Annotated in this window: 2 protein-coding genes; one reads left to right on the top strand and one right to left on the bottom strand. The window is 45.5% G+C overall.

Translation table 11 applies throughout. From position 1 onward, the window contains the following. A partial coding sequence (locus tag F6K37_RS39125) for a DUF1688 family protein (protein WP_287256624.1) occupies positions 1 to 1082 on the top strand: 1082 nt, incomplete at its 5' end. Positions 1083 to 1186: 104 nt separating this feature from the next. Here the strand turns inward: F6K37_RS39125 and F6K37_RS39120 are convergent. Further along, positions 1187 to 2188: site-2 protease family protein (locus F6K37_RS39120; RefSeq protein ID WP_287256623.1), on the bottom strand; the 1002-nt coding region annotated here is incomplete at its 5' end.

Below are 2188 nucleotides of genomic sequence, written 5' to 3'. Positions count from 1 at the left end.
GCAATTGGCAGTATCATGAACCAGAAACCGGACTAGTGTTTCGCCGTTCCGAAGGATTAGCCGTTGCTAGTTTCCGCATGTTCTGTCAGGGAGCTTTCTCCAGCGACCCAGACCTACCTTGGCAAGTCGATGCCAAAGGACTTCAATCCTTGAGTGCCCACCACTTAGCCCAGGGATTCCAGGTCAGTCAAACCAATCCACTCATAGGCATAGAGGGTAGGCTAGCCTTACTACAGCGCTTAGGGCAATCCCTAGCTATTATACCACAGATGTTTGGCAAAGTCAATCCTCGTCCTGGCAACTTAGTAAATTACTTGGTAAATGACTTGGTAAATTACCACTGGCTAGATCAGTTGCAGGTTACCAAGGGATTGCAGCTTAGCAACTTAAACCTTGAAAGTTGCCAAGACAACCAAAGCTGGGTCAAGCCACTTACAGATTCACAACCTCCCCAGGAACAACCTGCAACTTGTCAACCAGCTAACCTACAACCTGGCAACCAACAACCTGCAACCTGTGAACCTGCCAACCTTCTGAGTGCCACTAACCTATTCAGCACCGTCCTCGAAGGATTAGGGGATATTTGGCCAAAACGAGAATCAATAGCGGGGGTCAACTTAGGGGATGTGTGGCAACATTCTGCTCTCAAAGGGGATAACTATGGTTCCGAGTATGTACCATTTCACAAACTCTCCCAGTGGTTAACTTACTCCCTATTAGAGCCATTGCAGGAACTGGGTTTAGAGATTACTGAACTTGAGCAGTTGACCGGCCTAGCAGAATATCGAAATGGGGGCTTATGTTTAGATCTAGGATTACTAGAAGTCAAGGATAGCGCTATTTTACAACAGTCTCACTTACCCAGCTCCGAAGTGATTATTGAGTGGCGAGCACTCACCGTTAGTTTGCTAGATCAAATAGCAGGAACTATTCGTCAACAACTGAACCTGAGTGCTACTGAATTGCCACTAGTAAAAGTTTTACAAGGAGGAACTTGGACAGCAGGACGTAGAATTGCTGCTCAATTAAGACCAGGAGGCTCTTCCCCGATTCAGATAGAAAGTGATGGCACAGTCTTTTGACAAAATTTGACCTGCTCAATTGGGTACTCAAGTCTAGTTGGGTGATCTAGTAGTTGGTTCAGTTACCCATTACCCATTACCCCTTACCCCTTACCCCTTACCCCTTACCCCTTACCCTCAATAGCCTTTTTTCGTTCTTCGAGGATACTGCGAATGGAAGCTGTATCCAGAATTCCCACAACTACACCCTTCTCACTAACCACAGGTAGCTGCTCTAGCTGCTCTTTCTCCATAATTTTGACAACGTCTAACAGGGAATGGTCTGATTGAACAGTTCTCAAAGTCTTAACAGACTTCATCAGTGCTCTTACTGGAGTCACCGGCCAATTAGAGGTAGGAACAGTTTTGAGATCATCGACTATCACAACTCCTAGCAGTTGGCCCGCTTCATCAGTTACTACAAACTTGCGCCACTGATTTTTACCGATAATGTACTCGTTGGCAAACTCCCTTAGAGACAAATCAGCGAATACAATTGGGCTGTTGGCAATGACCGCATCTTCTGCTGTCAACCCATCGAGCTGGTCTTGAACCATAGCAGATTGGGCAGACATGCCAGCATTTTGCAGCAAGAACAAACCAATTAAGGCAAACCAGATGCCATTAAAGCTACCATAAAGTAGGATTGGAAGCACTCCATAAATAATTCCTCCCCAACCAAAGAACTGACCAACACGGCTAGCAAATAACACACCTTTGTGTGGGTTGTCCGTAACTTGCCAAACCAGTGCCTTCAGGATGTTACCCCCATCTAGGGGTAAGCCAGGAATTAAGTTGAACAATGCTAAAGCCAAATTGATGGAGGCGAGGAGTCCAACAATTGATGCCAATGAACTAGCTAGATTAGCATTAGCCTGAACGGAATAGAGTAGAGCAAATAGTAGCAAACTAACAGCTGGACCAGCAATCGCAACTAAGAACGCCTCTAGTGGACTTTTTGATTCTTTCTCCAGGCTAGCTAGACCACCAAATAGGAAGAGAGTGATAGATTTAACCTCAATTCCCTGCTGAATCGCTACAAAACTGTGTCCTAGTTCATGAGCTAAGACAGAGGCAAATAACAAAAGTGCAGTCACAAATCCTAAAAACCATGGCAAAACACCGCA

It is taken from the genome of Moorena sp. SIO4E2, assembly GCF_010671945.1.
GTDB classification, from domain to species: domain Bacteria; phylum Cyanobacteriota; class Cyanobacteriia; order Cyanobacteriales; family Coleofasciculaceae; genus Moorena; species Moorena producens.
The sequence above is the reverse complement of the archived record's forward strand: the minus strand, read 5'-3'. Positions and strand labels throughout refer to the sequence as shown.